Below are 6,391 nucleotides of genomic sequence, written 5' to 3'. Positions count from 1 at the left end.
AGCCAGTATGCCGAGGGGGTGCGGAACTACCCTGTCAGAAGGATCCGTTTGGTTTGTAGTACGCGTAGCTTTCCGAAGATTTGCCCCCCGGCCATATGCCTGCATCCATGACTGATGGGTTTTCAACCGCCATAAAAAAACCCCGCGCTTCTTTCGAAGGCGGGGTTTTTTAAGCCTGGTGGCTTAGTGCGCGTAAGTCAGTAGCAACTCGGTCGGCACTTTGAAGTCCAGGGACATCATGACGCTCAGGGCGGTGATGGTGAAGATCGAGAACACGAACAGCTTGCGTGCCCAGACCTTGTCGTCGACGGCTTTGTAACCAGTCCACGCCATGTACAGCCAGTACATGCCCATCGCGGCTGCCACGGCCATGTAGCTCATGCCGGCGTAACCGCCGAGGGTGAGCATCAGGGTCGCGATCAGGAACGCGAGGATATAAAGCAGGATGTGCTTCTTGGCCACTTTGATCCCGCGCTTCACTGGCAACACCGGAATCGATGCGGCCAGGTAATCATTGAAGCGGAAGATCGCGATAGCGTACGAATGCGGCATCTGCCACAGGCTGAACATCACCAGCAAAGTCAGTGCGGCCATGTCGAAGTGATTGCTCACGGCGACGTAACCAATGACTGGCGGCATTGCACCCGACAGGCTGCCGATAAGCGTGCCGTGTACCGACTTGCGCTTAAAGTACAGGCTGTACAAACCGACGTAGATCACGAAGCCAATCGCGGCGAACAAGGCCGCCAGCGGGTTGGCCACGCGATACAGCAGCACAAGCCCTGCAACCCCCAGCAAGGTGGCGTAAAGCAACGCCACCTTGGCCGAGATCAGGCCTTGCACCAGTACGCGGTTTTTGGTGCGGTCCATCTTGATGTCAATGTCACGGTCGATGCAGTTGTTGAACACGCAACCGGACGCCACCACCAAGGAGGTGCCAATCACCGCAGCCAGGAACAGGGCAAGATCAAAATGCCCCTTCGAGGCCAGGAAGAACCCACCTGCCACAGAAAGCACGTTACCGAAAATGATCCCCGGTTTGGTGATTTGGATAAAGTGCTTAAAGGACATCGGGTTTACCTCACTTCGCCATCATTTCAGCGTGGATGCTGAACATAATCCACAGGGACAAGCCCACCAGCAGAACAATAACCAGCGCCGAGAAGACCAGCGCTGCAACGCTGTTGCGTTGCTCCGGGGAACGGTCCATGTGCAGGAAGTACACCAGGTGAACAACAACCTGGATCACTGCGGTCAACAGAACGATCGCCAGAGTGGTCGATTTGGCGAGGATCGGGTTCATCACCAGCCAAAACGGAATTGCGGTCAGGATCACCGACAAGATGAAGCCAGTTGCGTAGGACTTCACGCTGCCGTGGTTCGCGCCGTCAGAATGTGCGTTAGCCATTTACAGAGTCCCCATCAGGTAAACAACGGTGAATACGCAGATCCACACCACGTCCAGGAAGTGCCAGAACAAGCTCAGGCAGCTCAGACGCGTTTTGTTGGTCGAAGTCAGGCCGTGTTGGTTGACCTGATACATCATGATCGCCATCCAGATCAGACCGCAGGTCACGTGCAGACCGTGGGTACCGACCAGGGTGAAGAACGCCGACAAGAAGCCGCTACGGTGCGGACCGTAACCTTCGGAGATCAACAGGTGGAACTCGTTGATTTCCATGCCGATGAAGCCGGCACCCAGCAGGAAGGTAATGGCCAACCAGCCAAGAACGCCGCCTTTGTTGCCTTTGTAGAACGCGAGCATGGCAAAGCCATACGTGATCGAACTGAACAACAGCAGTGCGGTTTCACCCAGCACGTACGGCAGTTCAAAGATGTCGTGGCCCGACGGGCCACCCGCTACGTTACCTACCAGTACTGCGTATACCGCGAAGAGCGATGCAAAGATGATGCAGTCGGTCATCAGGTAGAGCCAGAAACCGAATACGGTAGTCTCGCCCGCGTCGTGATGGTGGTCATCGTGCCCATGGTCATGGGCGTGTCCAGCATTGGTTGCTATGTTCGACATGGTTTATGCCTGCCCCAACTTGGTTTCAACACGGTCGGCCGGAATTACTTTGGCGGCCAACAGACGCTTGTGCTGCTCGGCTTCGATGCGCTCGATGGTTTCCACCGGCACCATGTAGCCTTGGTCATCACGGGCAGCGTGTATAACGAAGTACACAACGGTGCCAGCGAGGCTCGCGATAGCCAGCCACCAGATGTGCCAGATCATTGCGAAACCGAACACGGTCAGCAGTGCGCCCATTACCACACCGGTAGCGGTGTTGTTAGGCATGTGGATCGGCGAGTACTTGGCCGGAGCCTTGTAAGCAGTACCGTCTTCTTTGGCTTCGGTGAATGCGTCAATACCGTGAACGGTTGGCACAACAGCGAAGTTGTAGAACGGAGGTGGCGACGAAGTCGACCATTCCAGGGTGTGGCCATTCCATGGATCGCCGAATTCGCAGGCGTTCTCTGGTTTGTTACGGTCACGAACCGAGACGTACAGCTGGATCAACTGGCAAGCGATACCCACAGCAATCAGGGCAGCACCAACCGCAGCAACGTACAGGTAAGGCACCCACTCAGGGTTGGTCGTGGCGTTCAGACGACGGGTCATGCCCATGAAGCCCAGTGCATAGAGCGGCATGAAGGCGATGAAGAAGCCGATGATCCAGAACCAGAATGCAGCCTTGCCCCACTTCTCGTTCAGTTTGAAGCCGAACGCTTTAGGGAAGTAGAAGCTGAAACCAGCGATGTAGCCGAATACAGCGCCACCGATGATTACGTTGTGGAAGTGAGCAATTACAAACAGGCTGTTGTGCAGAACGAAGTCAGCACCCGGGATGGCCAGCAGTACGCCGGTCATACCACCGATAGCGAAGGTCACCATGAAGCCCAAGGTCCACATGACCTGGCTGGTGAACTGCAGACGGCCGCGGTAGATGGTGAATAGCCAGTTAAATAGCTTCACACCCGTCGGGATGGAAATCAGCATCGTCGCCAGACCGAAGAAGGCGTTGACGCTGGCACCCGAACCCATGGTGAAGAAGTGGTGCAGCCAAACCATGAAGCCCAGTACCGAGATCGCACCGGAGGCGTAAACCATCGAGTGGTGACCGAACAGACGCTTGCCAGTGAAGGTCGAGATGACTTCAGAGAAGATCCCGAACGCCGGCAGAATGAGGATGTATACCTCAGGGTGACCCCACGCCCAGAACAGGTTCACGTACATCATTGGATTGCCACCAAGTTCATTGGTGAAAATGTGGAAATCCAGGTAACGGTCAAGCGTCAGCAGTGCCAGGGTAGCGGTCAGGATCGGGAAAGAAGCCACGATCAGAACGTTTGCCCAGGTGCAGGTCCAGGTGAAGATCGGCATGTCCATCAGTTTCATGCCTGGAGCGCGCATTTTCAGCACGGTCGCCAGGAAGTTCACCCCGGTTAACGTCGTACCTAGCCCTGATAACTGTAGCGCCCAGATGTAGTAGTCCACACCCACGCCAGGGCTGTACTGCAGGCCCGACAGAGGCGGGTAAGCAACCCAACCGGTTTTGGCGAATTCGCCGACGCCCAGCGACAGGTTGACCAGTACCACACCGGATACCAGCAGCCAGAAGCTCAGGGAGTTCAGGAATGGGTAGGCAACGTCACGCGCGCCGATCTGCAGCGGCACTGCAAGGTTCATCAGGCCGGTGAAGAATGGCATCGCCATGAAGATGATCATGATCACACCGTGAGCGGTGAAGATCTGGTCATAGTGTTCAGGCGGCAAGTAGCCAGGTGAACCCTCGGTGGCCATGGCCAACTGGGTACGCATCATGACGGCGTCAGCAAAGCCGCGCAGAAGCATGATCATGGCAACGATGATGTACATCACGCCAATTTTCTTGTGGTCGACTGACGTTAGCCATTCGGACCACAGGTAGTTCCACTTCTTGAAATACGTGATTGCAGCGACGAGCGCCAATCCGCCGAGCAGAATCATAGCGACGGTAACCATCACTATCGGCTCGTGGAACGGTATGGCGTCCAGACTTAATTTACCAAACATCGTTTACTCCTCTGCCCCGGCAGCTGAATTCGAGGTGTTGTCCAAACCTTGGGTCCCGGACTCTTCTTTCTTCTCGTGCTTCACGAACTTGCCCGGGTTCATCCCTTCATACTTGTCGATGATGAGCTGGAACAGGTTCGGAGTAACGGTGGAGTAGAGCTCTACAGGGTTGTTCTCGCTTGGTTTTTCCAACGCCGCGTACTCAGCGTTATCAAGCTGTTTAGGTGATGCTTTGACTTCAGCTACCCAGGCGTTGAAATCTTCCTCGGAAGTCGCGATCGCCTTGAATTTCATGCCAGTGAAGCCAGCGCCGCTGTAGTTGGCCGAAATGCCATCCATCTCTGCGTTTTTGTTGGCAATCAAGTGCAGCTTAGTCGTCATACCCGCCATGGCGTAGATCTGACCACCCAGACCTGGAATGAAGAACGAGTTCATCACAGAGTCAGAGGTAATGCGGAAGTTAACAGGCGTGTTGGCTGGGAACACGATCTTGTTAACGGTAGCGATACCTTGCTCCGGGTAGATGAATACCCATTTCCAGTCCAGTGCTACCACTTCAATGGTGACCGGCTTGACGTCGGACTCAAGCGGACGGTAAGGGTCCAGCGCGTGGGTCGACTTATACGTAATCACGCCCAGGGCGATGATGATGAGAATTGGCACAGTCCAGATCACGACTTCGATCTTGGTGGAGTGCGACCATTTTGGAGCGTATGTGGCGTTTTTGTTCGACGCGCGATACTTCCACGCGAAGATCAGGGTCATCAAGATGACCGGGACCACGACCAGAAGCATCAGCAATGTTGCAGTGATGATCAGATTCCGCTCTTCGATCCCTACCTGCCCCACCGGATCGAGCAATGTCCAATTGCAGCCTCCCAGCAGCAACGTGCCGAAAAGTGGCAATAAGCCAAGGAGTCTGGGGTACCTTTTTTTAGTCATCTCACGACCTCTAAAACAGCTTGCACAATGCAGTTGGTTTTTTTCGCCAACACTTCACCCTACCAAGGGTTGGCTCTTTTCCGGGCTTGAATAAATGCCTGCTCATCACCTTCAGGTGAATACGCAATCCCGGGTTAGCAGTGATTTCTTATTCGATACGTGGTCAATCGCCTTACTACAGACAATTCCATTTGTGGCGGAACTTAGAAGGGTTGCCAGTACCTGGGAGTCGCATGTGACGCCTGTTGTGAACTGCCCAGACGACCGCCGACTACCCGCTTGGGCTCGGAGGTGAGCAGGCTGGACGTTCAGTGGAGGCGATTGTAGTTAGGAAGCTCTCTACAAACCATGTCTCATCCAGAAATAATTCTTCTCGACTCCAGTAACAATCCCTCACTATTGTTGCCCATTACGCAGGCATATGCCTCCTTAAAATGCATGTAGCACGTCAAAAGCCCGCAGCTGATATGCCCCTTTTTGGCGCACGCACAGGGCGAGTGAATCCCCCCAAACGCCCAAGTGAAGAGGCTTACAGCCGATTCCCATGGAGACGCCCAAGGGCAATTTCAATCATCTGATCCGCAAAAAAAACGATCAGGGGATAAATCGCTCCGAACGTAATTCGTGCTCGCCTGTCCTACAGGAATCGCTCTCTGCGACACTTTTAGCGTGACAATATGTCGCACAAGTCAGCTATCACTTTAGTGTGCCGATTCACATCCTGTTGACATTTTTGCGCGGACAAAAAAACGCCCCGCATTCTCAGGAAAAGTGCGGGGCGGATCAATCCAAACGTGGCGTTTTAGCCGTGTTTTTTGCGGTTCCGGTAGATTCCCAACGGCACCAACACGCTGGTCAGCACAAAGGCCACCAGCGCCCATTGCGCCAGCGACAGCCCGAACACCGGCGGGTATGGCGTAGAGCAGAAGCCCTCAACCTGAAAGCCCAGCGGGAACACCGTCGCCAGCGGCAGGCCGTCAACGATCGGTTGCAGCACGTCAATGCCGCAGCTCACCGCAGGGTTGGCCAGGATAAACACGTGCCGCCCGGCCGCGATCACCCCGCCTATGGCACTGAGCACCACCAGCACTTCAAAAATGGTCAGGCTGCGCCGTGTCGGCATCGCTGCGCCGATAAAGGCAAAGATCGCGATCAACAGCAAAGCATAGCGTTGCAGGATGCACAGCGGGCAAGGCGCCTCACCGAGCACGATCTGCATATACAACGCGCCACCAATCAGCGCCAGACAGATAACCCCGAGCAAGACCAAAAAGCGCTTCTCGCGGCTCAGTCGTATCATTTCATCCGTCATCCTGCTTCCCTTTGCCAGGTTATTTTGGAGTTAAGCCGCAGCCACTAAGGCGCGCAGTTTACACCCAGAACATCGACCTG

General features: G+C 55.0%; 6 protein-coding genes. All 6 read right to left on the bottom strand.

All coding sequences use genetic code 11. From position 1 onward, the window contains the following. Nucleotides 1–183: 183 nt before the first annotated feature. The gene (cyoE, locus tag AAEZ03_RS16860) at nt 184–1,071 is read right to left on the bottom strand and encodes a heme o synthase (protein ID WP_048367145.1); all 888 of its coding nucleotides are present in this window, start codon (nt 1,069–1,071) and stop codon (nt 184–186) included. Nucleotides 1,072–1,081: 10 nt separating this feature from the next. After that, on the bottom strand, nt 1,082–1,408 hold the full coding sequence (cyoD, locus tag AAEZ03_RS16855; RefSeq protein WP_019408632.1) for a cytochrome o ubiquinol oxidase subunit IV: 327 nt from the start codon (nt 1,406–1,408) through the stop codon (nt 1,082–1,084). Beyond that, complete coding sequence (locus AAEZ03_RS16850) at nt 1,409–2,029, bottom strand: cytochrome o ubiquinol oxidase subunit III (RefSeq protein WP_048367147.1); 621 nt, start codon at nt 2,027–2,029, stop codon at nt 1,409–1,411. It abuts the gene before it with no gap. Nucleotides 2,030–2,032: 3 nt separating this feature from the next. Next, nucleotides 2,033–4,057, bottom strand: coding sequence for a cytochrome o ubiquinol oxidase subunit I (cyoB, locus tag AAEZ03_RS16845; RefSeq protein ID WP_048367148.1), 2,025 nt, complete (start codon nt 4,055–4,057; stop codon nt 2,033–2,035). Between the two features lie 3 nt (nt 4,058–4,060). Further along, complete coding sequence (cyoA, locus tag AAEZ03_RS16840; RefSeq protein WP_048367149.1) at nt 4,061–4,999, bottom strand: ubiquinol oxidase subunit II; 939 nt, start codon at nt 4,997–4,999, stop codon at nt 4,061–4,063. Between the two features lie 802 nt (nt 5,000–5,801). Next, nucleotides 5,802–6,311, bottom strand: coding sequence for a disulfide bond formation protein B (locus AAEZ03_RS16835; protein ID WP_048367150.1), 510 nt, complete (start codon nt 6,309–6,311; stop codon nt 5,802–5,804). Nucleotides 6,312–6,391 lie beyond the last annotated feature (80 nt).

Origin of the sequence: Pseudomonas sp. HY2-MNA-CIBAN-0224 (assembly GCF_040310285.1) — a bacterium.
Classification (GTDB): Bacteria; Pseudomonadota; Gammaproteobacteria; order Pseudomonadales; family Pseudomonadaceae; genus Aquipseudomonas; species Aquipseudomonas helleri.
This window is presented reverse-complemented; position numbering and strand designations above follow the sequence as displayed.

What these genes read in the sequence shown, in the direction of transcription:
- cyoE (WP_048367145.1), bottom strand. Translation starts at nt 1,071, where the DNA reads ATGTCCTTTAAGCACTTTATCCAAATCACCAAACCGGGGATCATTTTC.
- cyoD (WP_019408632.1), bottom strand. Translation starts at nt 1,408, where the DNA reads ATGGCTAACGCACATTCTGACGGCGCGAACCACGGCAGCGTGAAGTCC.
- AAEZ03_RS16850 (WP_048367147.1), bottom strand. Translation starts at nt 2,029, where the DNA reads ATGTCGAACATAGCAACCAATGCTGGACACGCCCATGACCATGGGCAC.
- cyoB (WP_048367148.1), bottom strand. Translation starts at nt 4,057, where the DNA reads ATGTTTGGTAAATTAAGTCTGGACGCCATACCGTTCCACGAGCCGATA.
- cyoA (WP_048367149.1), bottom strand. Translation starts at nt 4,999, where the DNA reads ATGACTAAAAAAAGGTACCCCAGACTCCTTGGCTTATTGCCACTTTTC.
- AAEZ03_RS16835 (WP_048367150.1), bottom strand. Translation starts at nt 6,311, where the DNA reads ATGACGGATGAAATGATACGACTGAGCCGCGAGAAGCGCTTTTTGGTC.